General features: G+C 64.5%; 25 protein-coding genes and 3 pseudogenes. 18 read left to right on the top strand and 10 right to left on the bottom strand.

What is annotated here, in order from left to right; translation table 11 throughout:
- The first annotated feature begins 16 nt into the window (after positions 1–16).
- The 3 genes and pseudogenes from NS1_RS37000 to NS1_RS39670 all read left to right on the top strand — a co-directional run bounded on the left by NS1_RS37000 (position 17) and on the right by NS1_RS39670 (position 3,608).
- Positions 17–979 carry an ATP-binding cassette domain-containing protein gene (locus NS1_RS37000; protein WP_062992173.1) on the top strand — a complete coding sequence of 321 codons (963 nt, stop codon included), beginning with the start codon at positions 17–19 and terminating at the stop codon, positions 977–979.
- Positions 976–1,797: an ABC transporter permease gene (locus NS1_RS36995; RefSeq protein ID WP_062992171.1), complete on the top strand. Its 822-nt coding sequence runs from the start codon at positions 976–978 to the stop codon at positions 1,795–1,797. Before NS1_RS37000 ends, NS1_RS36995 begins: the two co-directional genes overlap by 4 nt.
- A 625-nt stretch (positions 1,798–2,422) precedes the next feature.
- Positions 2,423–3,608: pseudogene (locus NS1_RS39670) on the top strand (IS701 family transposase).
- A 1-nt stretch (position 3,609) separates the two neighbouring features.
- Here NS1_RS39670 and NS1_RS36980 read toward each other — a convergent pair.
- The 5 genes from NS1_RS36980 to NS1_RS36960 form a co-directional block, all read right to left on the bottom strand.
- On the bottom strand, positions 3,610–4,014 hold the full coding sequence (locus NS1_RS36980; RefSeq protein WP_157125601.1) for a TraR/DksA family transcriptional regulator: 405 nt from the start codon (positions 4,012–4,014) through the stop codon (positions 3,610–3,612).
- A 448-nt stretch (positions 4,015–4,462) separates the two neighbouring features.
- On the bottom strand, positions 4,463–5,986 hold the full coding sequence (locus NS1_RS36975) for a PucR family transcriptional regulator (protein ID WP_062992165.1): 1,524 nt from the start codon (positions 5,984–5,986) through the stop codon (positions 4,463–4,465).
- Between the two features lie 37 nt (positions 5,987–6,023).
- Complete coding sequence (locus NS1_RS36970) at positions 6,024–6,407, bottom strand: DUF488 domain-containing protein (protein ID WP_062992198.1); 384 nt, start codon at positions 6,405–6,407, stop codon at positions 6,024–6,026.
- Between the two features lie 257 nt (positions 6,408–6,664).
- Complete coding sequence (locus NS1_RS36965) at positions 6,665–7,288, bottom strand: carbonic anhydrase (protein WP_062992163.1); 624 nt, start codon at positions 7,286–7,288, stop codon at positions 6,665–6,667.
- Positions 7,289–7,427: 139 nt separating this feature from the next.
- Positions 7,428–7,913 carry a DoxX family protein gene (locus NS1_RS36960; RefSeq protein WP_062992161.1) on the bottom strand — a complete coding sequence of 162 codons (486 nt, stop codon included), beginning with the start codon at positions 7,911–7,913 and terminating at the stop codon, positions 7,428–7,430.
- Between the two features lie 93 nt (positions 7,914–8,006).
- Between NS1_RS36960 and NS1_RS36955 the strand changes: the two genes are divergently transcribed.
- From NS1_RS36955 to NS1_RS40625, 6 genes are all read left to right on the top strand, one after another.
- On the top strand, positions 8,007–8,729 hold the full coding sequence (locus tag NS1_RS36955) for a helix-turn-helix transcriptional regulator (protein ID WP_062992159.1): 723 nt from the start codon (positions 8,007–8,009) through the stop codon (positions 8,727–8,729).
- The gene (locus tag NS1_RS36950; protein WP_062992157.1) at positions 8,726–9,982 is read left to right on the top strand and encodes an NAD(P)/FAD-dependent oxidoreductase; all 1,257 of its coding nucleotides are present in this window, start codon (positions 8,726–8,728) and stop codon (positions 9,980–9,982) included. Before NS1_RS36955 ends, NS1_RS36950 begins: the two co-directional genes overlap by 4 nt.
- Positions 9,983–10,206: 224 nt before the next feature.
- Complete coding sequence (locus tag NS1_RS36945) at positions 10,207–10,614, top strand: VOC family protein (protein WP_062992196.1); 408 nt, start codon at positions 10,207–10,209, stop codon at positions 10,612–10,614.
- Positions 10,615–11,023: 409 nt separating this feature from the next.
- Entirely contained in the window at positions 11,024–13,825 is a 2,802-nt protein-coding gene (locus NS1_RS36940) for an aconitate hydratase (RefSeq protein WP_062992155.1), read from the top strand.
- Between the two features lie 90 nt (positions 13,826–13,915).
- Complete coding sequence (locus tag NS1_RS42680) at positions 13,916–14,332, top strand: NucA/NucB deoxyribonuclease domain-containing protein (RefSeq protein WP_084504784.1); 417 nt, start codon at positions 13,916–13,918, stop codon at positions 14,330–14,332.
- Positions 14,333–14,386: 54 nt separating this feature from the next.
- Positions 14,387–14,710, top strand: a complete 324-nt coding sequence (locus NS1_RS40625) for a hypothetical protein (RefSeq protein ID WP_143876128.1) — start codon at positions 14,387–14,389, stop codon at positions 14,708–14,710.
- A gap of 380 nt (positions 14,711–15,090) precedes the next feature.
- Here NS1_RS40625 and NS1_RS36930 read toward each other — a convergent pair whose 3' ends face one another.
- The 3 genes and pseudogenes from NS1_RS36930 to NS1_RS36920 form a co-directional block, all read right to left on the bottom strand.
- The gene (locus NS1_RS36930) at positions 15,091–15,522 is read right to left on the bottom strand and encodes a hypothetical protein (RefSeq protein ID WP_143876129.1); all 432 of its coding nucleotides are present in this window, start codon (positions 15,520–15,522) and stop codon (positions 15,091–15,093) included.
- 237 nt (positions 15,523–15,759) lie between these two features.
- Positions 15,760–16,227, bottom strand: coding sequence for a Tn3 family transposase (locus NS1_RS36925; RefSeq protein ID WP_255284832.1), 468 nt, complete (start codon positions 16,225–16,227; stop codon positions 15,760–15,762).
- Between the two features lie 20 nt (positions 16,228–16,247).
- A pseudogene (locus tag NS1_RS36920) lies at positions 16,248–16,841 on the bottom strand (cbb3-type cytochrome c oxidase subunit I); the annotation flags it as partial.
- A gap of 292 nt (positions 16,842–17,133) precedes the next feature.
- Between NS1_RS36920 and fdxA the strand changes: the two are divergent.
- The 4 genes from fdxA (at position 17,134) to NS1_RS36900 (ending at position 19,381) form a co-directional block, all read left to right on the top strand.
- The gene (fdxA, locus tag NS1_RS36915) at positions 17,134–17,484 is read left to right on the top strand and encodes a ferredoxin (protein WP_062992148.1); all 351 of its coding nucleotides are present in this window, start codon (positions 17,134–17,136) and stop codon (positions 17,482–17,484) included.
- Entirely contained in the window at positions 17,481–18,179 is a 699-nt protein-coding gene (locus NS1_RS36910) for a helix-turn-helix transcriptional regulator (protein ID WP_062992146.1), read from the top strand. Before fdxA ends, NS1_RS36910 begins: the two co-directional genes overlap by 4 nt.
- Positions 18,176–18,610, top strand: a complete 435-nt coding sequence (locus tag NS1_RS36905; protein WP_062992144.1) for a hypothetical protein — start codon at positions 18,176–18,178, stop codon at positions 18,608–18,610. The genes NS1_RS36910 and NS1_RS36905 overlap by 4 nt, the downstream gene beginning before the upstream one ends.
- A 243-nt stretch (positions 18,611–18,853) precedes the next feature.
- Complete coding sequence (locus NS1_RS36900; protein ID WP_062992142.1) at positions 18,854–19,381, top strand: universal stress protein; 528 nt, start codon at positions 18,854–18,856, stop codon at positions 19,379–19,381.
- Between the two features lie 255 nt (positions 19,382–19,636).
- On the opposite strand, the gene NS1_RS36895 is transcribed toward NS1_RS36900, so the two are convergent.
- Entirely contained in the window at positions 19,637–20,248 is a 612-nt protein-coding gene (locus NS1_RS36895) for a DUF2249 domain-containing protein (RefSeq protein WP_062992140.1), read from the bottom strand.
- Positions 20,249–20,415: 167 nt separating this feature from the next.
- Between NS1_RS36895 and NS1_RS36890 the strand changes: the two genes are divergently transcribed.
- Positions 20,416–20,727 carry a hypothetical protein gene (locus NS1_RS36890; RefSeq protein ID WP_143876130.1) on the top strand — a complete coding sequence of 104 codons (312 nt, stop codon included), beginning with the start codon at positions 20,416–20,418 and terminating at the stop codon, positions 20,725–20,727.
- Positions 20,728–21,502: 775 nt separating this feature from the next.
- On the opposite strand, the gene NS1_RS36885 is transcribed toward NS1_RS36890, so the two are convergent.
- Positions 21,503–21,835 (bottom strand): cupin domain-containing protein, encoded by a 333-nt coding sequence (locus NS1_RS36885; protein WP_062992136.1) that lies wholly within the window; start codon positions 21,833–21,835, stop codon positions 21,503–21,505.
- Between the two features lie 399 nt (positions 21,836–22,234).
- On the opposite strand from NS1_RS36885, the gene NS1_RS36880 reads away from it, so the two are divergent.
- From NS1_RS36880 to NS1_RS36865, 4 genes and pseudogenes are all read left to right on the top strand, one after another.
- Positions 22,235–22,459 (top strand): DUF2798 domain-containing protein, encoded by a 225-nt coding sequence (locus tag NS1_RS36880; RefSeq protein WP_062992134.1) that lies wholly within the window; start codon positions 22,235–22,237, stop codon positions 22,457–22,459.
- A 94-nt stretch (positions 22,460–22,553) separates the two neighbouring features.
- On the top strand, positions 22,554–23,066 hold the full coding sequence (locus tag NS1_RS36875) for a GNAT family N-acetyltransferase (RefSeq protein WP_062992194.1): 513 nt from the start codon (positions 22,554–22,556) through the stop codon (positions 23,064–23,066).
- A 200-nt stretch (positions 23,067–23,266) separates the two neighbouring features.
- Positions 23,267–23,740 carry an RrF2 family transcriptional regulator gene (locus tag NS1_RS36870; RefSeq protein WP_062992132.1) on the top strand — a complete coding sequence of 158 codons (474 nt, stop codon included), beginning with the start codon at positions 23,267–23,269 and terminating at the stop codon, positions 23,738–23,740.
- Position 23,741: 1 nt separating this feature from the next.
- Positions 23,742–24,964 (top strand): annotated as a pseudogene (locus tag NS1_RS36865) (globin domain-containing protein).
- Positions 24,965–25,246 lie beyond the last annotated feature (282 nt).

The raw sequence follows: 25,246 nt of genomic DNA, 5'->3' as shown, positions 1-25,246 counted from the left end.
TCCGAAAGACTCCGTCATGACTTGCGAAACCCCCGCCATCCGCGCAGATCAGCTCGGCAAGGACTTCGGCTCACTGTGTGCCGTGCGTTCGGTGGATCTGCTGATCCCAGCCGGTTCGGTATTCGCGTTGCTCGGCCCCAACGGCGCTGGGAAGACCACTACGGTGCGGCTGCTGTCCACCCTGTTGCGGCCCGACCGCGGCCGCGCCGAGGTCTTCGGCTACGACGTGGTGCGGCAACCAACCGCCGTGCGCTCGATGATCGGGATCACCGGCCAGTACGCGTCCCTCGACGACAATCTGTCGGCGCGTGAGAACCTGATGATCTTCGGCATGCTGCTGGGCTGGTCTGGCCGCGTGGCCACCCGGCGCGGCGACGAACTGCTCGAACAGTTCGAGCTAGGCCACGCCGCGACCCGGCCCGTACGCACCCTCTCAGGCGGTATGCGCCGCCGCCTCGACATCGCCACGACGCTGCTCGGGTCGCCGCCGCTGATCTTTCTCGACGAACCGACCACCGGGCTGGATCCACACACCCGAATCGGCATGTGGGACACCGTGCGAACGATGGTGGCGCGCGGCAGCACAGTCCTGCTCACCACCCAATACTTGGAGGAAGCCGACGCGCTGGCCGACCGGATCGCGATCATCGATGACGGCACGGTCGTAGCAGAGGGCACGGCTGATGAGCTGAAGTCCTCCATCGGCGGCGCTGTGTTGCGGATCAGGTTGCGCGACGGTGACCGTCGCGGTGAGGCCGTCGATGTGCTGCGACGGATTACCGCCGCACAACCGTCGGTGTCGGCTTTGGACGGCGAGATCACCACCGCGCTCAGCGACGTCGATCGTGTCACCGACGTGCTGGTGGCGCTGCGTGGGCACGACATCGCCCTCGAGCACATGACTGTCGACCGTCCGGATCTGAACGAGGTGTTCCTCACCATCACCGGCAACCCGATCCAGACTGAGGAGCTTGCATGACTGTCACGACGGAACTGTCAGCCACTCCCGACTCCGTAGCCCCCACGATCACCCGGGTGAGTCCGCGCGCTGCGGTGCGCCAGGCAGGCGTGATGGCCTACCGGGTGATACTGAATTACCGGCGCAGCCCACAGTTGTTGTACGACGCCATCTTGTGGCCGATCGTCGGGCCGGTGTTGTTCGCGAATCTGTTCGGGATAGCGCTGGCCGGCAGCGTTCGCGGCTACCTGCCACATATGATCCCCGGAGTGCTGGTGCAGATCGTGCTCACCGCGGCGGTGGCCACCGGTGTCCATCTGTGCGAGGACATACAAACGGGGGTGTTCGACCGCTTTGTGTCGATGCCGGTGTCCCGGTTGGCCCCGGTGGCGGGCACGCTGGTGGCAGGCATGCTGCGCTATGTGCTGTCTGGTGGCTTGGTGGTGTCGACCGGCGTGGCCATGGGTTACCGGCCGGAGCAGCCCATCGGGCTGTTGCTAGCGGTACTGCTGGTGATCTACTGCACGTTCGCGATGAGCTGGGTCTTCGCCACCGTCGGCATCCTGGTGACCAAGCCGTCGGCCGTGCAGGGTATCTCGGTGATGATCCTGATGACGTTCACTTTCGCGTCGAACGCGATCATCCCGCCGGTCGCGATGCCGGATTGGTTGCGCACGTTCACCGAGGTCAACCCGGTGTCACACCTGGTGTCAGCCGTCCGCGCCGCCGCGGATACCGGCGCGTTCACCACTGACGCTATCTGGTCGTGGGGGGTGTCGACGGCGGTGATGCTCGTTTTCGCGCCGGCAACGGTGCGTCTTATCCGCTCGCGCAACTGATAGCTCAACTCGGTACCTGTCGACCACGCCGAAGCATGATCGGCGACATAGTCGCTTCGACGGCGGGAACAGAGCGCAGACAGCATCTTCTGCGATGCTCGACGGCGGGAGTGCCGTGGTCTGAACTCCGTTCGGGAGGAGGAGGCCTGGCGACATGCTCGCCGTGCGGGAAGCTGATCGGTTCGGCCCAACCTCTCCCGTGGCGTCGGAGTCAGCCTGGCTGTTGTGCACGGTAGTCAAAGCGGCGCAGGAAGCCCGCAGCGTCGACCGTGCCGGTGTGAGCGGCCTGCGATCTCGTTTGTCGATGTCCGGGTGCACCGTTCGGGGCAACTGCGAAGGTCGCGGGTTCGAGTTCCGTCACCTCAACACATGGGGGTGTAGCTCAGCCGGTAGAGCGTCGCTCTGACCTCAGGCCTAACTGTCCGGTCCGAAAGGCCCCGCCGATCGGCGGGGCCTTTCGTAAATGTTCGCAGCAAGCTCAGAATTGTTTATGGTCGCAGTCTCACAGCCCTAGACCGCTGGGCCGCGAGATCAGTGCTCGAACCCCGGATCTCGCGCTTAGTACTCCAGCATCACTTCGTTATGTTGTTGAGTAGCATAGGGTTTCGTGCTGGTTGATGAGGATCTGGCTGCGTGGACGGCTGGGCTTGAGGGGTTGTTCGGGCGGTCGCGCAGCGGTTTCATCGGCCGAAGCCGCGGGTGATCCGACGCCGAACGGGATGCAGCGGCTGCTGAACAAGGCCGCGTGGGACGTCGACGGAGTCCGTGACGACGCGCGTGCTTATGCCGTCGAGCACTTCGGTGATGCGGATGGTGTGCTGGTGGTCGATGAGACGGGATTCCTGAAGAAGAGAGTGAAATCCGTTGGGGTACAACGGCAATACTCTGGAACGGCCGGTCGGGTGGAGAATTGTCAGCTCGGTGTGTTCTGTGCATACACGACGGTGAAGGGTCGCACGCCGATCGATCGGGAGTTGTATCTGCCGAAGTCCTGGACCGCCGATAGGGACCGGTGCGGAGAGGCCGGGGTGCCCGACGAAGTCAAATTCGCCACGAAACAGGTTTTGGCACAAAGGATGCTGGCGCGAGCGCTCGATGCTGGAGTGTCAGCACGCTGGGTGAGTGCCGACGAAGCCTATGGCGGTGATTCGAAGTTCCGACGCTGGCGGCGGATCGGGGTATGTGGTGGCCGTACCCACCAGCGCGCCGATCGTGTCGGTATCGGGTAGCTGGCGTGCCGACCAGGTCGTCGCGGACGCGCCACCGGAGGCATGGAAGCGGCTGAGCTGCGGCGAAGGCGCGAAGGGCCCGCGACTGTTCGACTGGGCCGTGGCGACACTGCCGACTGTCAGTGACGCCGGCGCCGGGTGGCGACGCTGGCTGATGGCCCGTCGGTCGCTGACCCGCAACACGAAGGGTGAACGCGAAGTCGCGTACTACCTGTGCGGCGCCCCAGTGGGTGCCCGATGGGCGGTCGAGGACTGTTTCCAGACCGCGAAGACCGAGGTCGGGCTCGATCAATACCAGGTCCGCCGCTATGAGGGTTGGTATCGGCACACCACCCTCGCGATGCTCGCCCATACCTACCTCGCGGTGACGGCCGCTGTATCCCCAAAAGTATTAACAGCGGCCTCATTCCACTCACGCTCGGTGAAATCAAGCATCTCTTGGCACACGTGATTACCCCGCTTCCGAGCCTGACCTCGGCACGCCGCTGGTCGATCTGGCGGCGAAGACATCAATATTGCGCTAAACAGGCCCACTACCAGCGAAGACAGGCAATACATCACGAAGTGATGCTGGAGTACTAAGTCATGCACGCGAAGCGACTCGCTGTACTTGGGGTTGTGGCCCTTGGCGGTTGAGCTGCTGCTGGCGACAGTTCAAGCACCACCGTGTCGTGGGAATGGACCGCAGTAGCTGGATCGAGATTTCCGCGTCACAGCCACGACAGCGGCCGTATTTTCCGGTGGCGAGGAGGGCGAGGGTTTCGTCGATGTCGGACAGCGCGTGTCGCGCGGCCAGGGCCAGCTTGATGGTCACCTCCCGTCTGGCTGCGTCGCCCGCGTTGGCGGGGACCACCGCTGTGCCGTCGATCTCGGCGTCGAGTTCGGCCAGCTGCTGTAGGCGGAACCGGCGAAGCTGGTTCAATACGGCATGCAAGGCGGGTAAGTGGTGATGGAGTCGGCCGCTCGGGGCGGTGAGTGTGTGGGTCATATTGGTCCCCAGATGTGGTCGCAAAAATGGGTTGCGTTGCGTGAGGGGTCATTCACGCAACGCGGTTCGGCCGTGACGATGGTTGGCCTGCGCGTTTCTGATGGAGGAAGTCGTCAGGGACGGGCCGCGGCACCCGAACCCGGCGCTAACTCGTCGGGCCCCGGCGTCAGCCAACGCTTCGAGTCGCCTAGGACTTTGCGGTATCGCCAGGTGCCCTCGTGCCGTGTCGACGTTTGTTGATCGAGGTCGGGCACGGCGTCAGGGACTGGGTGGGGCGCGGCCGGGCCAGGAGGGGTGGCCGCGCCCGCCGTTGATGCATCGGTATCCACCTCCACAATGAGTCGTTGTCTTTCACATCCCATGATGGTGCAGACGTCGTGTCGACTCGCTGTTCGGAGCCCACAACCGGGTAGCACCCTATTGTGTTGATCGGACAATGCGTGGGGGGCTAGTCAGTGTCGGTGGCGGCGAGTTCGATGATCATCGCAATTCGTTTGCGGGGGTCGTCTACACCGAGGTTGGTGACCTGTGCCATTTTGCGTAGCCGGTTGCGGATGGTGTTTTCGTGTACGCCGAGCTGTGCGGCTGCCGTGACGGGGTCGCCTTGGGCTTGTAGCCAGGCGTGCAGTGTCGCGACGTATTCGGTGGAGTGTTCGCGGTCGTAGCGTCGCAACTCCTGTACCGGTCCCCGCGCGGGAATACGTCCGGAAAGGCCTGCGGTGCGTAGTCGTTGCAGCAGGATCTCGTCCCAGGATTCGTCGTAGGCGGGGAATTCGGCCGCGGGTGGGCGGGTTTCGTGTAGCGCCAGGCATTCGTCGGCTTCGGGGCGCGCCGATGCCAGCTCCGTGGCGCGGGCGCTACCGCTGATGCCGGCCACGATCGTCAGCTGGTCGGGCAGTGCTGCTTGTAGTTCGCTGATCCAGTGTCGTGCCGGTCCGGGTCGGTCTGCGGGCAGGGCGGTGTAGACGGTGTCGCCGACCAGGGCGCTGCGCCCGGCACGGGACCAGCCGAAGCCGGTCGTCGCCCTTTCGAAGACCTGCAGGAGGGCGGCGTGCTGATCTTCGGCCAACCGGGCACGGAGCGCGATCACCCGTAGCGATGATGGTGCCAACCCCAGTCTGCTGGCTGCTGTCGCTGCGTCCGCAGCGCCTTCGAGTAGTCGGATCACCAGTTCGGATTCGACGTGGCGTTCCAGGTCCGCGCTGGCTCGGGAGCGCAGCAGGTGCAGGGCGACGGTGCGGGCACCGTAGGTCAGGGCTGTGCGTCGCGGTCCGTGCAGCGGTGTGGGCGCGGACACCCATACCGAGCCGAGTAGTTGGCGTCCGACGCGGACTGCGATGATCGTCCGTCCAGTCATGCCGTGTTCAGGTTGTGCGGGTACGAACAGGGGTTCGTTCGAGACCGCTAAATGGGTGAAGGCGCCATGTGTTTCGAACATGTCACGCAGTGGTTGGGGCATCTGTCTGCTCAGGATGGTCTCGACCCGGGCGGGGTCGAGATGCTGTCGTGGCTTGGAGTACGCCAGCACACGCGAGAGGTGGTCCTCGATCGTGACCGCCCCCTGTACGGCGTCGGCCAGGGTGTCGGCCACGGCGAACAAATCGGTCGGGCCGCGCCCGGCTTCGGTCTCGCGGCCTTCCAGCACCAGACCGTAGACCACCGCTGCCACCTCGCTCCAGGCCACCGCGGGGTCCACTATCAGAACCGCGACACCCTCGGGCTCCGGCTCGTCCCCGGTCTCGTCGTCGTTGCGGATGATCGCGAGCACTGCCCGCGCGGGCACTGCCCAGTCCGCGACTTCGGCTGTCGAACGGGCACCGATTCCCAGCAGCACATCGCCGGTTTCGGCCGGTTCTGCATCGGCTTGGTGGATGACCACGCTGCGCAGTTCGGTGGTCCGGGGCACTGATCCCAGCCGCAGCCGGACCCCGTAGCGGCTCAGCACGTTCGCCAACCGGTCCAACGTCACCACAAGAGCGCTCCTTTGCCGAACCGACGATGTAGTGCGCTCACTGTTCGGGGGGCCTGCCGGCCGTTGCGAGGAGTTCGGTGAGTACGGCTGCTTCGCTGATGTCGGGGTTTTTGGTGCCGGTGAGCAGGGTGAGATCGTTCTCGTCGGCCAGTTCGCGCAGGTGGGCGAGCGCTTCGGCGCGTTCGGGCTCGTTCAGTTCGGCGCGGTAGCGGCGGGCGAATTCGTCGAAGAGTTCTGGGTCGTGGTTATACCACTGGCGCAGTTCGGTTGACGGGGCGATCTGTTTGCACCATTCGTCGAGGTGGGCGCTGGCTTTGCTGACCCCGCGGGGCCAGAGCCGGTCGACCAGCACGCGAGTACCGTCGCGCGGGCTCGGGTCGTCATAGACCCTGCGGATCCGCACAATGTGTCGAGTTGTCATCATCGTCCTCCGGGTCTGTTGCTGCTCGGGTGCGACACATTCGCCTGCGGTGAGCCATGTCCGGGAAACAGGCCGTGCGCGACGGGGCTCCTGGGTTTCGACGGTGCGGTCGACGACATCGGTCGACGGTGACGGCGGCACTCGCAGGCTTCTATGACGCAAACCAAGATTGTCGGGTTTGGACTCACGCACAGATTCCGTCGGCGACCGATGCCTGGAAACACGTAATCACATACCGCGGCCCAGCGCGGGGGCGGCTACTCGAGTTCGCCGATGTTGCCGAGAACCTGATTCAGCTTGGCCCTGCCGTCGGCAAGGGTGTAGGTGACGCACGCGATGGCGCACTTTCCGGCCGTGACTTGGTCGGCGATGATCTGAGAACGTTGCAGCAGCAGTTTCGCGGTCTCGGCGACATGGCGGGCTTCGAGGTCGTCGACCGACTCGAGGCCCTCACGTCGGCCGAGCAGGATCGAGGGTGTCACCAATTCCACGACGCTGCGGATGAAACCGCCGGGGACCGCGCCGGTGTCGAGGGCATCGATCGTGGCTCGCACCGCCCCGCAACTGTCATGGCCGAGCACCACGATCAGCGGAGTGTGCAGCACCGCCACGCCGTACTCGATCGACCCGAGCACGCTGGCGTCGACGACGTGTCCGGCGGTGCGGACGACGAACATGTCCCCGAGACCCTGATCGAAAACAATCTCCGCGGCGACCCGGGAATCCCCGCAGCCGAACACGATCGCAGACGGCTGCTGACCCGCCGCAAGTTCGGCCCGGTCCGCGGCCCCCTGATTGGGGTGGTGCAGGCGGCCCTCGACGAACCGGTCGTTGCCCTCGCGCAGGGCCTTCCAGGCGGTAATCGGAGTCAATTCACTCATACATTCCATTCTGCCCAGAGCGGTATGGCGGCTGCGCGCCCGGCCGCCCTGCGCCGGGGTGGCTGTTGGACCCGAACCCCACCCCGCTCCGGGCGACACCGACAGGCAAGGACTGACTGCAATGGCAGGATTCGCAGCTTCAGGCGGCGCTGAGGTTATGGGCGGGCGCGGTGCGGCGACGCCAGGCCGGGTCGTAGGCGAGGGCCAACCGTCCCAGGGTGAGCGCGGCGAGCATGAGCCCGAAATCGCGCAATGCGACATCGTAGAAGCCTGGGTAGCTCAGCAAGTTGATCACGATACCGGCCAGCCACGCGGCGACGATGAAGGCGGCGTAGCGCGGTTTGATCGCGACGGCCAGGCCCGCGACGATTTCGATCACCCCGACTACCCACATCGTCTGTTGCGCTGTGAAGGGCGACAGGTCGGCGATCCACGGTGCCAGGTAGTTCTCCCAGGTGGTGAGCACGTTGGTGAACTTGTCGATGCCGAAGACGATCGGGAGCACGGTGAAGCCGATGCGCAGCAGCATAAACGCCGCATATCCGGGGTCGTTGCGTGCGCGTTGCACAGCCTCTCCGAAGCTGTGGGGCGCGGGGGTCGAGACCTGCGAGGTCGAAGCGTTCATGACGGAAACCCTCCTGTAAGAGTAATAGTTTCTATTTTTAGAATCTGTTCTCCACGCCTATTTGTCAATATTTTTTGGTGTTAGAGTCGAGGTGTGTCTACTCCTCGGTCCGCCAGTCCTGCGGCTTTGGCAGCGCTGAGCAACCTCGACGATCCGTTGCGGCGCACGCTCTACGAGTACGTGAGCGAGAGCGACGCCCCGGTTTCGCGGGAGCAAGGTGCAGCCGCTGCCGGGATCAGCCGGACGCTGGCGGCCTACCACCTCGACAAGTTGGCCGAGGCTGAGCTGGTGCGGGTCAGCTACCACCGTCCACCCGGGCGCAGCGGCCCGGGTGCGGGGCGTCCGGCGAAGTTCTACGCCCGGGCCACAAAAGAATTGTCGGTGAGCGTGCCGCCACGAGATTACGAGCTGCTGGCCCGGTTGTTGGTTTCCTCGATCGAACGCGACACCAGTGGCGCGGTACGCGAAGCGGTGCACGAAACCGCCCACGACGCAGGCAGAATCGCGACTACCGCCGCCGGAGGGGACCTGCTGGCGGCGTTGCGGAGCTGCGGCTACCTACCTCGGGTCGGGGACGGCTGTGTCAACCTACGCAACTGCCCTTTTCATGTCCTCGCCCAGGACCACCAGGATCTGGTGTGCGGGCTGAACTTACGCCTGATCGAGGGCGCGATCACCGCAAGCACCCAGCCCGACGCGCACGCGGAATTGGACCCGCAGCCAGACCAGTGTTGCGTGGTGGTCCACCACACGGGCTTCGCCGCTGCCGCCGCGACCTCCTGCCGGGACAGCACCGTAGACAAGGATGTGAGATGAGCCCTGCAGAGCAAACATTCGTTATCGTGGGCGCGGGCCTGGCCGGGGCAAAAGCCGCCGAGGCATTGCGCACGGACGGTTTCGAGGGCCGGGTGGTCCTGCTCGGAGACGAGCTCGACCGCCCCTACGATCGGCCGCCGTTGTCGAAGTCCTACCTGCAAGGCACGACCGAACGCGACAAGATCTACCTTCATCCGCCGAACTGGTACACCGACCACGACGTCGACCTTCGCGTCGGAACCCGCGTCACCGCCCTCGACCGTCCAGCTCACGAGGTGAGGATCGAGGGCGGCGAACGGATCGGCTACGACAAGCTGCTCCTGGCCACCGGCTCCTCACCTCGGCGCCTGGACGTGCCCGGCGCCGACCTCGACGGCGTGCATTACCTGCGCCGAGTCGGTGACTGCGAGTCCTTGCAGGCCGCGTTCGCTGCGGGACCGCGAGTGGTGATCGTCGGGGCGGGCTGGATCGGTTTGGAAACCGCGGCCGCGGCTAGGGCCGCGGGATGTCAGGTCACCGTGGTGGGCAGAAGCAAGTTGCCGCTGCTGTCGGTGCTCGGTGCGGAGGTGGCCGCCATCTACGCTGCCCTGCACCGCGCCCACGACGTGGAGCTACGACTCGATACCGGAGTAGTCGAAATCCTCGGTGACGGCCGAAACGCTACCGGGGTCCTTCTCACTGATGGCCACGTGCTCGACACCGACGTCATCGTGGTCGGGATCGGTATCACACCCAACACCGAACTGGCCCACGCCGCCGGGCTCACGGTCGAGGACGGCGTCGTCGTCAACCAATACCTGGCCACCAGCGATCCTGACGTGTTCGCCGCGGGCGATCTCGCCAACACCTTCTACCCGCACCTGGGTGCCCACTTGCGTCTCGAGCACTGGTCGGCCGCCCTCAACCAGGGGCCGGTGGCCGCAGCGAACATGATGGGCAAACCCATCCCTTATGACCGGGTGCCCTACTTCTTCTCCGATCAATACGACAGCGGAATGGAGTATTGCGGCTATGTCGCGCACGGCGGTTACGACTGTGTGGTGTTCCGCGGTGACGTCACCACCGGTGAATTCATCGCGTTCTGGCTGCAAGACCAACGGGTTCTGGCCGGCATGAACGTCAACACTTGGGGTGTCACCGACGCGATCGAGGCATTGGTGCGTTCCCGTCGGCGAGTCGATCCTGTGAAACTGGCCGACCCGGAAGTGCTGTTGCGGTACCTGCCCGGTGCCGCAGCAGTCGGTGCGCAGTGACGGCCGTGCTCCGTTAGACCCATCAGACGGTCTCCCCGCCGCCGAGGGTGATCTCGATGTGCCTGCTGATTCGCGCAGAGTTCGCCTCGAGGTCACCCGCATCCTGTGACCTCGAGGTTGTCGCCGCGCAACAAAGTGCTGTGGCGCCTTGACGACTTCGAACAGGTCTCGTCGCGCGACAGAGGTAGCGTGGGATTCAGGTGGGGCTGGTGAAAGGGGAACAGATGGGTACCGTGCGGGCCGGGTCGTGCCTGATGAGAGTGTCGGACCTGCAAAGTTCGCAGCGCTTCTACTGCGACGTATTCGAATGCCGCGTCGCGCTCCAAGAACCCGATGCGGCGCTGCTGCTGACACCCGCGGGTTTCCAGCTGTACCTGCGGGTCAGCGAAACCTCGCGCAGGCGCAAAATCGGAGACTTGGGCGTCGAGCAAATCGTCTGGTCCGCCGACAGCAAAACAGAACTCGACCGAATCGAACACCGACTCCGCACCTACTGCTCCACTACCTACACCAACACCGCGAACGAGGTCAGTTTCGTCGATGGCGTCGATCCCGACGGCTGCCGCGTCCTTGTCACCTACCCAACCCCCGCACAGCTTCCCCGCGCGGTCATCGACGCCCGGTTCCGATGAATCGTCAGCGCTCGCTGATCGACAGCCGACTCCACGCGCGTCATCACCGCGGACTGACGCACAGTTTCGTGGCATCTTCTTCAACCCCAGCCCGAACTGATGGTCCATGCTCCATCAAGCTACCAATACCATGCACTGGCAGCCATCAGCCTGTTATGGGCCCTTTGCCCGGCTCGTGCACGTATTCACCGCTCTACTTGGATACATCTTCTGTCCATACATCCTCTACCGCAGCCGTGACGACCACAAAGGATCCCGCGAACGCCGCCGTGGCTGGGACAAGGTGGACACGATTCCACGCCGTAGGTGACCTGCTCCCACCTTGGCCAGCCCAGGCCGAGACTTGTTGAGCGCATGTGCCGTTGAGAACTTCACACCGATAGAGCGACTTCAGAAGGCGAGAGCTGTGATGAGCGAGAACAGTTTCGGCGCGCGAGCTCGATTGAACGTCGACGGCGATGAGTACGAGGTGTATCGACTCGACCGCATCGGCGGCGCTCAGCGCCTCCCCTACAGCCTCAAGGTGTTGTTGGAGAACCTGCTCCGCAACGAGGACGGGCACCTGGTCACCCGCGAGCAGATCGAGGCGCTGACGGGCTGGGATCCGAAGTCCACCCGCAACCCCGAGATCCAGTTCTCCCCCGCCCGCGTGCTCATGCAGGACTTCACCGGAGTCCCGTGTGTGGTCGACCTCGTCGCCATGCGCGACGCGATGACCGAGCTCGGTGGCGACCCGAACAAGATCAATCCCTTGATCCCGACAGAGTTGGTCATCGACCACTCGGTGATCGCGGACTCGTTCGCTTCCGACGATTCCTTCCGCATCAACGCTGACCTCGAATTCGACCGCAATCAGGAGCGCTACGAACTGCTGCGCTGGGGCCAAACCGCCTTCGACGACTTTCTGGTGGTGCCGCCGGACACCGGCATCTGTCACCAGGTGAACCTGGAGTATCTGGGTCGCGGCGTATTCACCCGCGATAAGGCGGACGGCATCACGGTCGCGTACCCGGACAGCCTCGTCGGCACCGACTCACACACGCCGATGATCAACGGGCTCGGTGTGGTTGGTTGGGGCGTCGGCGGCATCGAGGCCGAAGCTGCGATGCTCGGCCAGCCGATGTCGATGCTCATCCCGCAGGTGGTGGGGCTCAAGCTCACCGGTGAGCTGCCCGCGGGCACCACCGCCACCGACGTCGTTCTCACGGCGGCCGAGCTGTTACGCAAGACGGGTGTCGTCGGCAAGTTCGTCGAGTTCTACGGCCCGGGGGTCGCCAAGATCCCTCTCGCCAACCGGGCCACCCTCGGCAACATGAGCCCCGAGTACGGCTCCACCATCTCCATCTTCCCGATCGACGACGTCACTCTCGACTACATGCGCCTGACGGGCCGTCCCGAGTGGCGCATCAAGCTGGTCGAGGCCTACGCCAAGTTGCAGGGGATGTGGCACGACCCCGACCACCAACCGGACTTCAGTCAGACCGTCGAGCTGGACCTGTCCACCATCCGCCCCTCGATCGCCGGCCCGAAGCGACCGCAGGACCGTATCCCGATCAGCCACGCCAAGCGCGCTGTCAAGCAGGTCCTTGCTGGCAAGGACACGGCTGAGGTTATCGACGAGGTGCAGCAGGTGGGGCTCGACGAGGCCTCCTTCGAATCGTTCCCGGCCTCTGATCCCGTGGCGATAGTCCAGGACCATGGGGTGGTCCCGTCGGCCGAGATCGACATCGACAGCCCCGCGCCGGACTATCCACAGAAACCGACGGCCGTCACCATGCCGGACGGCAACGAGATCCAAATCGACCACGGCCACGTCGTCATCGCGGCGATAACCTCGTGCACCAACACGTCGAACCCGTCGGTGATGATCGGCGCAGCCCTGCTGGCGAAGAAGGCCGTCGAGCGCGGGCTGGCGAGCAAGCCGTGGGTGAAAACCACCCTCGCGCCCGGCTCTCGTGTGGTCACCGACTACTACGAGCGTTCCGGTCTGACCCCCTATCTCGACCAACTCGGGTTCAACCTCGTCGGCTACGGCTGCACAACGTGCATCGGCAACTCCGGACCCCTGCTGGGGCCCATCGCCGACGCCATCGATGAGGCTGACCTCAATGTGGCCGCCGTGCTGTCGGGAAACCGTAACTTCGAGGGGCGCATCCACCCGCAGTCCCGGATGAACTTTCTGGCGTCTCCGCCCCTGGTGATCGCCTATGCCCTCGCCGGCAGCATGCTCGTCGACCTCACCGCCGACCCGCTCGGCACCGACACCGACGGCAAGCCGGTCTACCTTGCAGACATCTGGCCGACGGAGCAGGAGATCGAGTCGGTTATCTCCGCGTCGGTCGAATCGTCGCTGTTCACCGAGGGTTACTCGGACGTGTACGCCGGCGACGACAACTGGAAAAGTCTCGATGTCTCCGACAGCGAAGTATTCGAGTGGAAAGACGACTCGACGTACGTACGTCGACCCCCGTACTTCCACGGGATGACGCGAGATCCTGAGCCGGTGCGGGATATCGTGGGGGCACGCGTTCTCGTCAAGCTGGGTGACTCGGTCACCACCGACCACATTTCGCCCGCCGGCGCCATCCGGCGCAACGGTCCCGCCGGGGCATACCTGCAGGAGCACGGCATCGGGCCGAAGGACTTCAACTCGTACGGGTCCAGGCGTGGCAACCACGAGGTGATGATCCGCGGCACGTTCGCCAACATCCGTTTGCGCAACGAGCTCGTGCCGGGCGTCGAGGGTGGGGTCACCCGTTACCTTCCGACCGGCGAGCAGTTGAGCATTTTCGAGGCGGCCGAGAAGTACGCCGAGGACGACACCCCTTTGGTCGTGCTGGCCGGTGCAGAATACGGTTCCGGATCCTCCCGTGACTGGGCGGCGAAGGGGACGCTGTTACTGGGAGTCAAGGCGGTGATCGCGCAGTCGTTCGAGCGAATCCACCGTTCCAACCTGATCGGCATGGGCGTGCTGCCATTGGAGTTCCCGGTCGGGGAGACGGTGCAAAGCCTGGGTTTGACCGGCGAGGAGGAGTTCTCGATCACGGGCATCGTCGGCGCGGACTCGGGCGACTTCCCCGACTCGGTCACGGTAACGGCGGGCGACACCGAGTTCACCGCTAAGGTACGTATCGATACTCCCGCCGAGGCGTCCTACTACCGGCACGGCGGCATTCTGCAGTACGTGCTGCGCCAGCTGCTGAATCCGTAGCATCGCCAGCTCAATGAGCCCGAGGCCAAGCTCAAACAAAGGTCGACGCGGCTTCACCGTGTGTCGCCGTGACATTCGCACTAGGCTCTCTTGGAGAAGGTTCAAGCGGCCGTTGGGTCGGGTCTTCCGGGCGTTGGGACGCCGCTGCACCGCCAAGCAGATCCCGTTACCAGGGATATCAACCGACAGACAGCTTGCCCCGCTCAGGGGGCGGTCCGTGACGGGCGCCGTCTGGATGGCCGCTCGTGTGACGAGTACCCGTTCGCGTCGACCACCGAAGGCGCGGCGACCTCGGGGGGCGGCGGGAGGACCTTCAACCCCCAGTGTCACGTGCCAGACCTCGGTCCGGCCAGCGGCTCCACCGGCTACAGCGTCTGCATGATCGACGCGGCGCAGAACTCGCACGCAGGCAGCCTCCTCGGTGCCTTCTATGGCACGAATCGAGTCATCAACCAGGATCCGTTCAAGGTGCAAGCCCAAGGAGGTTCGCTGCCGCCGACGCCCTGAACCGGCTATCCGTGAGAGCTATAATGGCGTCAATTCAATCGGCGAGGAGGCTGCGTGCGTGGAACAGCAGTTGGCGCGGCCGCACTAGGGGCGCTGGTGTTAGCGGGTGTCGCCATCGGCATCGTGCGCTCTGGCGATCCCAGCGCACCAGCGACTCCATCGACAGGACAGGACGTAAGCACCGTGACCAACGAGTCCAAACCTGCTGGCGATGACGAATACGACCCCGACCTGGAAGAACCAGTGATCGAGCCGGGCAAGCCGAACACGTTGAAGGAGTTCGCTGAGGACTCCCGAGACGGCGTGGCTCCCGGCGAGTACCAGATCGGCCCTAAAGGCCTTGAGAGCGGCCCCCTTAGGTCGACCTACAATCCCTGACGATGCTAAATCGGCTAGGCCTGGAACCGCGTCAAGGCGGGGCCAGGCCTAGTCTGTCTTCCGGCTGTCGCGGGTGAAGTCTCCTCGCGGTCGGCAGGCAGCAGGCACCGCAGTTATCCGCTTCTGCCCGGCACCAATTTCTGGTGCGAGCCATGGATCTTCTGTCATACCGGGTGGGGAGGTCAGGAATGCGAAGAGCAGCAGTACAGAATCGCGCACGCCATTTATGACCCGACCGACTGCGAGACCTACCATGAGGCACCGGGACCGTTCGAGCCGATCGGACTGGTTACCGCTTACTGCGGTGGTGGTGACACCCCGCTGTCGGGAACATCGATTTGTGATTCCTGGGTTGATTCCGATTTCATGAATCCAGTCAATTAGCCAGCCGGAGTCGGTGGATGGGTCACCCAGTGAACTCCATCCACCGGCTCCGCTTCGCCGGGCATAATCGGCGCAACGACATCATCGAAATACATGTTCATCGCCGAGCCGGGATCGTCATCGACCGCGACGGCTCGCAGCCTCGACAAGATCAAGCGATGCCCGACCCGCGACTGCACGAACTCACTGTTTCCGTAGTGTTCGATGACGACCACGACCCCGTCTTCGATCGAGTTCAGCTCGACGCTGGCGACACGAAGTCCGCCCCGGTCCTGACGAACGATCAGTCCACCGATCAGCCGCTGCGTGAATCGCATTGCCCACGTGTCGAATACCGTGCCGTACTCGCGAAACAGCAGTCCACCCTCATCGCGGCTTACTGGCGGTGGAACGTGTTCATCCGGTCTCTCGGGCTTTCGACGCGACATCGCTGTCTCCTGGGCCAGCCGACATTCTGATAGCTGCCAATCGTAGCGGTCGACGCGCCTATGACCGGCTTCGCCGCAGTTCGCACAGCGTATCCGGGCTCCGTGGCTGGCTGGCCACACAATTCAGCACGGCTCCTTATGACGAGGCCGGATTGTGGGCCAGTGCGCCGAATACCCAGCTCACAGGACGAGCACCGTGCTGCCGGACAGTGTGACGAGCGACGGGCCCATGTACGTTCATTCGTCCTCGTCGGCGGCGTCGGGATCGCGTAGCGGTCGGTGGTTGCCACCGAGATCGGGCAGCGCGAAGCTGTAGTGGCCTTCGAGCCGGATATGGCGGCGCATGAACGCCGACAACCGGACGGCATCCTCATCGCGCACCGGATAGTCCTGCGCTCGTAGCTGCACCAGCGCCCGGTCTAGATACACCGAGTTCCACAGCACGACACAGTTCAAGATCAGCCCCAGCGCCGCGAGCTGGTCCTCCATCCCGTCGAGGTAGGCGCGCGTCATCTCGCCCTTCTTGCCGTGAAAGACGGTGCGGCCCAGGTCGTGGCGTCCTTCTTGGATGTTGGCTTGGGCCTTGGCTTCGCGTCGATACGGTTCGTCGTCGGCCAGACGTAAGATGTGCAAGGTCTTGAAGATCCGCCCGTAGTGGGCGATCGCCTGCCCCAGACTGGTCGGGTTGCCGTCGCGCGAAATCATCCGGGTGACCTCGTGGGCGGAATGCTGGTGACCAGGATGTTCCATGTGAAGATCGGCATCCGGAACATCGTCATCCCGGGTGCGCGCAGACAGACGACGGTGGTGATCATGTTGACCGCCCCCAGGATGGTGCCCAGACCCGAGAGCGCCAAGCCCATGATCCACAGGTCCGCGCCGACGCCGGGAGAATGCTCGGCCAAGCTCAACGGCACATAGGCAGTCCACCCGAAATCAGCAGCCCCGCCGGGGGTGACGAAGCCGGCGGTAGCGATCGATGCGCCGAACAAGTACAGCCAGTAACTGAGCGCGTTCAACCGCGGGAATGCCACATCGGGGGCACCGACCTGCAGTGGCAGCACACAATTGGCGAAGCCGAACACGATCGGGGTCGCGTAGAACAGCAGCATGATGGTGCCGTGCATGGTGAACAGCTGGTTGTACTGTTCGTTGGACAAAAACAGCAGGCCCGGTCGCGCCAACTCGACGCGCATCAACAGCGCCATCATCCCGCCGATCAGGAAGAACGACATCGCGGTGACCACGTACATGATCCCGAGCAGCTTCGGATCGGTGGTGGTGAGGATCTTGAAGATCGCCGACCCTTTCGGCCCCATCCGTGCCGGGAACGGGCGTGTGGCCTTGGCGGTGGGGGTGATTTCGGTGGGCGCTGCAGACACCGGCGATTCCCTCTCGGTTGCTCTTCCTCGGCGGGCGCCCTCACGACGTATCCCGGTCCTTACGGGTTGAGCCGGCGAGTCCTTGTTGCCGCCGCCGGTGATGATGATGGCGTTGTCGCGATGCGGCGATCCTAGATCCGTCGGTCAGCCTTGACGCTCCGCATCAGTGTTCTGGTGCGGTGTGTCACCCGCCGCTTAGTTTATACAAGATTTCACTGTATAAATAGGTATGGCGTATGTGATCAGCGAGCCTTGTGTGGATGTGCTGGATCGGGCGTGTGTGGAAGAGTGCCCGGTCGACTGCATCTATGAAGGCATCCGCGCTTTGTACATCCATCCCGACGAGTGCGTCGACTGCGGCGCGTGCGTGCCGGTATGCCCGGTGGAAGCGATCTACTACGAAGGCGACCTGCCCGCCGAGCTCGAGCCCTACCTCGCCGACAACGCCGCCTTCTTCACCCAGGCCCCGCCCGGGTCTCAGCAACCGCTCGGATCTCCCGGTGGCGCGGCCAAACTCGGTGCGGCCGGATTTGATGCCCCGCTAGTGGCCCGGCTGCCGCAACGGAGGGCCCAGTCATGACTCCCACATCCGGTCTTACGCCGAACTCGCCCGGTGGTGGGCGCCGCGGCGAGGTCCTTGCGGTGTTGCGGGCGTCCCCGGTGGCGTTGAGCATCGTCGAGCTCGCCGCGCGACTGGACGTGCACCCGAACACGGTGCGGTTTCACCTCGAGGCATTGGTCACCGCGGGGCAGGCCGAACGGGTCGAAAGCCCGCGCATCGGCCCCGGGCGCCCGCCACAGGTCTTCCGGGCACATCCCGGCATGGACCCCGCCGGGCCACGCAACTACCGGCTACTCGCCGATATCCTCACCGCACAGTTCGCCGCCGAACCCGATCCCGCGGCGCGGGCAGTGCGGGCAGGGCAGGCATGGGGCAAAGACCTGGCAGCCTCGACCACGGCGCCCGCAGCAACAGCGGAGCAGGCCGTGGATGACATGGTGCGGATGCTCGACGACCTCGGGTTCGAACCCGACACCGACGACGCGCGGACACGGATCCGATTGCGGCACTGCCCGTTCCTGGACCTGGCCGCCAGTCACGCGACAGTGGTGTGCCCGTTGCATCTGGGCTTGATGCAGGGAGTGCTGCAGGGCCGCTCGGCGCCGGTCACCGTCGATCGGCTCGAGCCGTTCGCCGCACCGGACCTGTGCCTTGCCCACCTCGCCCCCGCCGGCGATGCACCCGCACAACCACAGACAGGCTCCACGCCATGACCACCACCAGCGCTGTCATCACCGCGCTCGGGTTCTGCTGGCTGGGCATGGTGCTGGCCATCTCGTTTCTGGAAGCACCGTTGAAGTTTCGGGCACCCGGACTCACCCTGCAAGTGGGACTCGGTATCGGGCGGCTGGTCTTTCGCGCCCTCAACACCATCGAGATCGTCTTCGCCGCAACGATTCTCATCGCTATCCTCTTCGACCCGCCTCCCGTCGGCGCCGTTGTCGCGTTGATGGTGGCGATGGCGACGCTGATCGTACAGTTGGTGGTGGTCCGGCCGCGGTTGACCCGGCGTAGCGACGCCGTGCTCGCCGGTCGCGATGTGCCCCGCTCCCACAGCCACTACGCCTATGTGGCATTGGAAGTGCTCAAAGTCATCGCGCTCCTGATCGGTGGCATCGCAGTGCTGGCCCACGGCGTGTCATGAGTTGCCCGTCGCTGACCTATGTCAGGCCGCCCGGTGCGATATTGCACCCGGCGGTTCCGTGGCGATCAGGACGGCACCGGCACAGATACCGCGATGCTTCGTCCTCGGTACTGGGCATCGAAACCCAGTGCATCGGAGGGAAATGCGAATGCAGGGAAGACATCTGGGTCACCGCCGAAATGTGTGCCCAAGCAGCGTTCGCCCACTCCACCACCGCCGCGCACACCTCCGCCGAGGCTGCTGGTGAGTAGATTCCGGCCCGAACAAGACGGCGATCCTGGCGATCGGTGGCACGACGCCGCGATCGAGCAGCCGCACGCCCACCGCGACGACCGTGAGCGCTTGGAGGGCCCGTTGATCGTCGTCGGTTTCGACACCTCACTGGCCTCCCAGCACGCCCTCGCCTACGCCGTCGGCGCGGCTGTCCGCATGCGCGCGGGTCTGCTGGTCGCCTACATCAGCACCCTGCCCAACCCCACCTATCTAACTAGCACCGTGCCGATGTTCGGCGACATACCCTTCGAGTCCGAAGCCGATCAAATCGCCGCGGCTCACCACTCGGCTACCGAGATCCTCCATGACGTCGCGGTGCCCTGGTCGTTTACCGTACGTACCGGGGACGCCGCGGCCCAGCTGGCGCGGCTGGCCGACAATAACAACGCCGACGTCCTCGTTGTCGGCCGCACGAGCAGCTGGCTGCACCGCAAGATCGGCTCGATCTCGGCTCGGCTGCTCTCACGAGCTCGGTGTCCGGTCACCGTCGTGCCCTGAAGCCGTAGGTCACGGCCAACCGCGACGAGGCACAGCAGTCGGCCGCGCGGGCGCCGCGGTGGCGCGCCGAACGTGTGGTTCGCTCACGTACGCGAAAGAGCTTGCCCGCCAAGGCGTCAGTTCTTCCCCGGAACGCTTCGACACGATCGGCCCAATTGGCCAAGACCGCGCGCCATGCGATCGCAGTGGCATGACCGGCGCCACTTCATCAGCTCGTCTCTGACGGTGTTCATCCACCGTAGAACGGCAGGGCCTTCAGTTCGTGCGCTCAGACGCGCTGACCGGGTCGAGCACAAACCCTTGACGGCGCTGATGCACCGTTAGATACCGCAGCCCGTCCGGGCCTGCGGTGAACGCGCGCCGCGACCGGCGCGGTAGCCACACCAGGCCCCCGGGGGGCAATTCGATCTCGCCCATCTCGGTGGTCAAGGTGCCGGTGCCGTCGAGCACGTGGATCAAGACGTCCAGATCGGGCCCGGTATGTGCATCGATGCGCTCCCGAGCGGCCAGACGGATGATGTTGGAATCCAGGTCGCGTCGGCGCATCGGCAACGTCCACACCGCACCGGTTGCATCCAGCTGCCCTGACGTCAACACAGTGGTGTCGGTCAACACTCGCGGCAACGCTGTCGAGGCCAGCTTCTCGATCCGCACCCGCCACACCCGTGGCCCGTCCTCGATCACCTCCCAGCTGTACCCACCGGGAACCTCCACCTTGAACTCCTCGCGCAGATGTCGCGGATAGTGATTGTTCACCAGCACGAATGAGCCGCCGATCGCCAGCGCGTCGAACCGCACAAAAATTGCTGGATGCTTCTCAGGCTTACTCAATTTCCGCACGTCGAGCTCGGCATCCACGTCGGGCATGTGACCCTCCTCCTAGTTTTTACAACCCTCTCTTGTATAAACTAAACCGGTAGGACTCACCCGCCAAGCGGCATCGGATATGACACACGTCTCCACCACAACCTGCGCGACGCGGGTCTCTGCATCAGCAGATATCAACAGCAGGCTCAGAGGAACGAAGGACTGCGATGACCACCGCAACAACTCCTGTCCCCACCCACCGCCCCGCGGTCCGGCGTAATCCACGGGCTGCGCACAGCGCGATCACCCGTCTGCGGAATACGGTGTGCGCCCTGCCGGCCCCCACGCTGCCTCACGACACGGTCCGTGCCACCACCGTGGACGATCTCGCCACCGTCGACATCATCGACTCACACACCCTGGCCGTCGTAGCCCGCCGCGACCGCCACATTCGCCCGATCGCCGCGCTGATCAGCCAGCAGTTTCCTGAGCTCACCGTCACCGTCATCCACAGCGCGATCCTCGTCTGCACCGCCTGACACACCGCAGTCCCGATGGGCGCTACCAGTTCGCCGATACCGGTGAGCTCCCGCCCGGTCAACTACTTCCGGTCGGGCGTTGCCATTCAGGCCGGTCGCGATCCGACCGAGCGTCACTCTGCGCTCACGACGCTTCCAGTCGATGTTCACGATCTCTCGACGTCGGCATTGCGATCTGGACCGATGGTCACATCACCGCAGTCGATGTGACTATCCTCGCTACAGGATGGGATTCGAACATCTTCTGCGTCAGCGGTATTGGCGCATTCGTGATGCGGTCGAGCATTCATAGCCAAGAATGTCGACCGCCCGTCCCGGACCGGGCTCCGTCGGACTCGAGCGCGGGGTCGCCAAGGTTGATCCCTGCTCGCTACCTTCACGTGTTCACCGTCCTCGGCGGCGGGGTCGCAGGGCAACGTCCGCTACGACAAATTGACAACTGCGGGGGCAAGGCGCTTGGGTTGAACAGGGCTGGGGCCGAATCCGCGCGTTGGATTTCATTCCGCGGCCACCACCGCATTGATGATCCGTTCTACTGCGTCCAAGCATCAAGGACGCCGACGAGCCGGGGTGGTGTCGAGGGCAGATCGGCAACTGCCGGCGCAACCCGTCCCCGTCCCCGTCCCGAGGTCGAGTCCCGTGAGGAACTGAACTTGATGTCGGGCAGTGGGACACCCAGGAGCTGGTCCGTCGGATCGGAGTCCGACCGCGCACGTGCCCAACATCATCCACGCCGAATATCGCGGAGCTCGTCCACAGAGGATGTGTTTGGCCCCTAGCCCAGCTTCGCGACGGTCAGCAACACTGCCGCATCGTCGAGGGCTTCCAGCGAATGGCGCATGTTAGGCACGGTCAGCAGGTCTCCAGACCGACCTTCCCAGCTGTTCTGGCCTGCAGTGAGCCGGACCCGTCCGTGTAGGACGTGAACAGTTGCCTCGCCCGGGTTTTCGTGCTCGTCGAGACGTTGTCCCGCCGCCAATGCGATCAAGGTTTGGCGCAGAACGTGCTCATGACCGCCGTAGATCGTGCGCGCGCTTCGACCACTCGATGCGGTGCCGGCAAGCTCGAGTTGCTCGCGCGCCAAGGCTGTCAAGGACATCTTCTCCATCGTGCATTCCTTTCTCGTGGATCTTCAGCTCACCGTCATCGCCGGAGATCACCTGCAGCCGAAAGCTTCGAGGTTCCGCCACCACGCTACCGAGTCCAGCTCTAGCCCAGCGTCTCCGAGCTGTGCAACGTTGTGACTCCTCGCGCGGGGCTGAACGAGCACCAGGTCATGTTCTTGTTTGCATCAAGCTATCGGCACCAGGCAGAGGGTGCGGCATCCATCTCCGGCGCGCAGAAGCCCACACGCTGGGGCCGCAGGAACGAGTTGACCATGTGCTCGCCGTTGGCCTGTGTTTAACATCGAGATCGCGATCTCACATGCCGTCAGCGTTCACGTCAATCAACGCTCCGGCCCACTTCCCGGTGGAGCCGTTGCCTGATGACCGTTTACGGAGCAACGATGTCTTCCTTCAAGCTTCGCGCCCGCGCCGCCGGTGTGGTTCTGCCACTGCGGCTTTCGCTGCTCATGACCTGTCTGGTCTCGCTGATCAGCACCCTCATGAGCGACAGCGTGAACGCCGTCCTGTGGCTGCGCTCCTGGCCGATCGCGTTCCCTATCCCGCTACTCGTTCTGCCGATCGTCCGCCGACCCACGGCGCTACTGGTCCGACCAGCACGTCCATGAACGTCGAGTGGCCGTCACCTACCCATGGCGGCGAGCACTCGCCCGGAAATTATCCGTGTGACAAACCCGGCGATCCTCGACCATGCTCGACCGCATGCTGATTCGCACAGGTGGCTCCGCCGACGCTGCGGCCATCGCCGCTCTCCATACCGCCAGTTGGCGCATCGCCTACGCGGGCATCTTTCCTGACAAGTACCTCGACGGCCCGGTCGACGCGGATCACGCCACCCGCTGGCGCACGCTGCTGTCCGAGCCGGTCACGGCGGGTGTGTTCGTCGCCGAGGAAGACTCAACCGTCGTCGGGTTCGCCTATTTCCGTCCGACCGGACACGGCAGAGTCCTACTCGACAACCTCCACGCACACCCCGATGCGCACGGCGTCGGTATCGGCACCGGCCTCATCGACTCGGGTCTGACCTGGTCGGCCGCCACCTACCCCGACCGCCCGGTCTACCTGGAGGTCCTCACTGCGAACACCCCCGCCATCAAATTCTACGAGAGCAGAGGTTGGCACCGAACCGGTTCCGGCACCGTCACATTCGAGGCGGGATTCACTGTCCCCCAATATGAGTACACCTGGCAGCCGGGCGGTGTGAGCGGCGTGTAACGGCGTCAACCCCGAGGTGGCCCAAGCGCGACGATGGGCGCCGGCCAACGGAGGCCGACGCTCACCGTCGGCTGCTAACGCTGATCGTGCGTTGACGGCGGTAGCGACGTCGGATCGCCTGACCTGTGCGCACATCCAGCCGCGCGTAACACCCGTCACAAAATTAGTATCCTATTTGCGAATTAAAGTACGGTCTGGTTATGCAGCTCACTCGGTTCACCGACCTCGGACTGCGGATCGTCATGCGGCTCGCTGTGGCCGCCGACGGTGAACGCCCCGGAAGCCGAAGCATCGCCGACGAACTGTCGGTGTCCTACGCACATGCGACGAAAGTGATCACCCGACTCTCCGAACTCGGCATCGTCGATGCACGACGCGGACGTGGAGGTGGCCTGGCCATCACCGAACTCGGGCACACCGCCTCGGTGGGATGGCTCGCGCGCCGCCTCGAAGGTGACGCGGAAGTGGTCGAATGCGACGGCGCCAATCCGTGCCCGCTGCGGGCGGGTTGCCTGCTGCGCTCGGCGTTGCGCCACGCCCAGGAAGCCTTCTTCGAGTCACTGGACCCTCTCACCATCGCAGACCTCACCCGGGCACCCACCGGAACCATCCTGCTCGCCCTGCCCCAGCCGGTCGGCGCAGTCACCCGCATTTCTTCAACGATCGGAAAATGACATGCTCTCGCCCACTGCGACCGAGATAATCCGTGCGACCCTGCCCGTAGTCGGCGCGCCATCGAAGACATCACAACGCTGTTCTACCGCAAGATGTTCGCTGCCCACCCCGAACTCGAACGCGACCTGTTCAACCGCGGAAACCAGAAGCAAGGCGGCCAGCAGAAAGCGCTCGCCGGAGCCGTCGCCGCCTTTGCGGCTCTTCAATTGGAGTCCGATCAGGCCCGTGTCGATCTGATCCTGTCCAGAATTGCCAACAAGCACGCGTCGCTGGGAATCGAGCCCGCACAGTACGCGATCGTGCACACGCACCTGTTCGAAGCCATCGCCGAGGTGCTCGGTGACGCCCTCACCCCCGAGGTCGCTGCTGCCTGGGACGAGGTGTACTGGCTGATGGCGCAAACACTGATCTCGATGGAAACCGGGCTTTACCACGCCGCAGGTGTCGCGGTAGGCGATGTCTGGCGTCAGGTGCGTGTTCGCGACCGCCGCCACGAGTCGGCCGATACGGTCTCCTTCGTGCTTGCCTCGGCAGACGGCGCACCCCTGCCTTTCTTCGCCCCGGGACAATATCTGTCGGTAGGTGTCCATCTCGAAGATGGTGCACGGCAGATCCGTCAGTACAGTCTGTCCTCTGCACCCTCGCGCGATGACTGGCGCATCACCGTCAAGCGCGTGGACGCCCGGATCCTGGCGAACGAGTCGGTTGTCCCGGCTGGCGAAGTGTCGAACTTCCTGTTCCACAATGTTTTCGAAGGCGACCTGCTGAACGTCACCACCCCGTTCGGTGACCTGGTACTTCACGACGATGACGCCCCGTTGCTGCTGATCTCGGCCGGTATCGGCTGCACGCCGATGATGGGAATACTCAGCCACCTCGCCGAAACCAATGACACGCGGCCGGTCTCGGTGCTGCACGCCGACCGCTCACCCAGCAATCACGCTCACCGTGCCGAACTCACCGAACTGGTAGAACGCCTGCCGTTCGCGGTCATGCACCGCTGGTACGAGGACCTCGGCGCCCGCCGCCCCGAAGACGGCCTCCGGCAGGGCCGCGCCGACCTCGGTGAGATCACCATCGCACCCGGCACCCGGGCCTACCTGTGCGGTCCTCTGCCGTTCATGCTCGGCATGCGTGAGGTGCTGCTCGCCAAGGACGTGGCACCCGAGAACATCCATTACGAGGTCTTCGGTCCCGACAGCTGGGCGACTGCCACCGTGTGAGCCGCCCATCCGCACGACCGACAAGGGGCGGCAGAGCGGGTAGCCCGGCCTCGGACATTCGGACAGAATCCGCCGGACCCGTGTCCGGAGACGATGCTTGATTGGATCGCTCGACGTAGCCGAGAGTCATCATCGGTGGGTGCTCTCGGCCGCGGTCAGCCAGTCGGCCACATTGCCCAAAGTGCCGAAGCACACGACCCGGAACGGGTTGTAAAGCTCCCACCCGCTGGGCGGTTCGTCGGACCACCTGATCGCCATCGAACGGCGCTTGGCCCGCTCGGT

The sequence above is a fragment of the Nocardia salmonicida NBRC 13393 genome (assembly GCF_001613085.1).
GTDB lineage: Bacteria > Actinomycetota > Actinomycetes > Mycobacteriales > Mycobacteriaceae > Nocardia > Nocardia salmonicida.
Note: the sequence above shows the minus strand (reverse complement) of the source record. Positions and strands in the feature narration are given on the sequence as shown.

Excerpts from the sequence above, each read along its gene's own strand:
- NS1_RS36970 (WP_062992198.1), bottom strand. The coding sequence starts at position 6,407 with ATGACAACTCGACACATTGTGCGGATCCGCAGGGTCTATGACGACCCG.
- NS1_RS36875 (WP_062992194.1), top strand. The coding sequence starts at position 22,554 with ATGCTGATTCGCACAGGTGGCTCCGCCGACGCTGCGGCCATCGCCGCT.
- NS1_RS36995 (WP_062992171.1), top strand. The coding sequence starts at position 976 with ATGACTGTCACGACGGAACTGTCAGCCACTCCCGACTCCGTAGCCCCC.
- NS1_RS36930 (WP_143876129.1), bottom strand. The coding sequence starts at position 15,522 with ATGTCGCGTCGAAAGCCCGAGAGACCGGATGAACACGTTCCACCGCCA.
- NS1_RS36925 (WP_255284832.1), bottom strand. The coding sequence starts at position 16,227 with ATGATTTCGCGCGACGGCAACCCGACCAGTCTGGGGCAGGCGATCGCC.
- NS1_RS36945 (WP_062992196.1), top strand. The coding sequence starts at position 10,207 with ATGGGTACCGTGCGGGCCGGGTCGTGCCTGATGAGAGTGTCGGACCTG.
- NS1_RS36940 (WP_062992155.1), top strand. The coding sequence starts at position 11,024 with ATGAGCGAGAACAGTTTCGGCGCGCGAGCTCGATTGAACGTCGACGGC.
- NS1_RS36965 (WP_062992163.1), bottom strand. The coding sequence starts at position 7,288 with ATGAGTGAATTGACTCCGATTACCGCCTGGAAGGCCCTGCGCGAGGGC.
- fdxA (WP_062992148.1), top strand. The coding sequence starts at position 17,134 with ATGGCGTATGTGATCAGCGAGCCTTGTGTGGATGTGCTGGATCGGGCG.
- NS1_RS36885 (WP_062992136.1), bottom strand. The coding sequence starts at position 21,835 with ATGGAGAAGATGTCCTTGACAGCCTTGGCGCGCGAGCAACTCGAGCTT.
- NS1_RS36980 (WP_157125601.1), bottom strand. The coding sequence starts at position 4,014 with ATGACCCACACACTCACCGCCCCGAGCGGCCGACTCCATCACCACTTA.
- NS1_RS36890 (WP_143876130.1), top strand. The coding sequence starts at position 20,416 with ATGACCACCGCAACAACTCCTGTCCCCACCCACCGCCCCGCGGTCCGG.
- NS1_RS37000 (WP_062992173.1), top strand. The coding sequence starts at position 17 with ATGACTTGCGAAACCCCCGCCATCCGCGCAGATCAGCTCGGCAAGGAC.
- NS1_RS36870 (WP_062992132.1), top strand. The coding sequence starts at position 23,267 with ATGCAGCTCACTCGGTTCACCGACCTCGGACTGCGGATCGTCATGCGG.
- NS1_RS36910 (WP_062992146.1), top strand. The coding sequence starts at position 17,481 with ATGACTCCCACATCCGGTCTTACGCCGAACTCGCCCGGTGGTGGGCGC.
- NS1_RS36905 (WP_062992144.1), top strand. The coding sequence starts at position 18,176 with ATGACCACCACCAGCGCTGTCATCACCGCGCTCGGGTTCTGCTGGCTG.
- NS1_RS36960 (WP_062992161.1), bottom strand. The coding sequence starts at position 7,913 with ATGAACGCTTCGACCTCGCAGGTCTCGACCCCCGCGCCCCACAGCTTC.
- NS1_RS36950 (WP_062992157.1), top strand. The coding sequence starts at position 8,726 with ATGAGCCCTGCAGAGCAAACATTCGTTATCGTGGGCGCGGGCCTGGCC.
- NS1_RS36895 (WP_062992140.1), bottom strand. The coding sequence starts at position 20,248 with ATGCCCGACGTGGATGCCGAGCTCGACGTGCGGAAATTGAGTAAGCCT.
- NS1_RS36880 (WP_062992134.1), top strand. The coding sequence starts at position 22,235 with ATGTCTTCCTTCAAGCTTCGCGCCCGCGCCGCCGGTGTGGTTCTGCCA.